At 50.4% G+C, this 536-nt stretch carries 4 tRNA genes; all 4 read left to right on the forward strand.

The window, feature by feature from the left end:
- The first annotated feature begins 81 nt into the window (after nt 1-81).
- The 4 genes from Q0757_RS16910 (at nt 82) to Q0757_RS16925 (ending at nt 417) form a co-directional block, all read left to right on the forward strand.
- Nucleotides 82-156: transfer RNA gene (locus Q0757_RS16910), tRNA-Gly, on the forward strand.
- Nucleotides 157-161: 5 nt separating this feature from the next.
- A tRNA-Arg gene (locus Q0757_RS16915) sits at nt 162-238 on the forward strand.
- A gap of 16 nt (nt 239-254) precedes the next feature.
- A tRNA-Pro gene (locus tag Q0757_RS16920) sits at nt 255-331 on the forward strand.
- 10 nt (nt 332-341) lie between these two features.
- A tRNA-Ala gene (locus Q0757_RS16925) sits at nt 342-417 on the forward strand.
- The last annotated feature ends 119 nt before the right edge of the window (nt 418-536 follow it).

A 536-nucleotide genomic window follows, 5' to 3' on the forward strand; every position in this document is an offset into this window, starting at 1 on the left:
GCCATTAGCTCAGTTGGTAGAGCATCTGACTTTTAATCAGAGGGTCGGAGGTTCGAATCCTCCATGGCTCACCATGATTTTGCGGGAGTAGTTCAGTGGTAGAACACCACCTTGCCAAGGTGGGGGTCGCGGGTTCGAATCCCGTCTCCCGCTCCATTTATGCGCCCGTAGCTCAATTGGATAGAGCGTCTGACTACGGATCAGAAGGCTAGGGGTTCAAGTCCTCTCGGGCGCACCAATTATTCATTCAATAACGGGAAGTAGCTCAGCTTGGTAGAGCACTTGGTTTGGGACCAAGGGGTCGTAGGTTCAAATCCTGTCTTCCCGACCATCTAATATATGGGGCCTTAGCTCAGCTGGGAGAGCGCCTGCTTTGCACGCAGGAGGTCAGCGGTTCGATCCCGCTAGGCTCCACCAACTTTTTTTGAAAAAATCATTGACGCTGTGAAGCACAGTTGATATGATATTAATTGTCGCTTTGAGCGGCAGATCGTTCTTTGAAAAGGAAAGACAAGCCAGAGCCCCAAAGAAAAGAA

This window comes from uncultured Marinococcus sp. (assembly GCF_947493875.1).
GTDB lineage: Bacteria > Bacillota > Bacilli > Bacillales > Marinococcaceae > Marinococcus.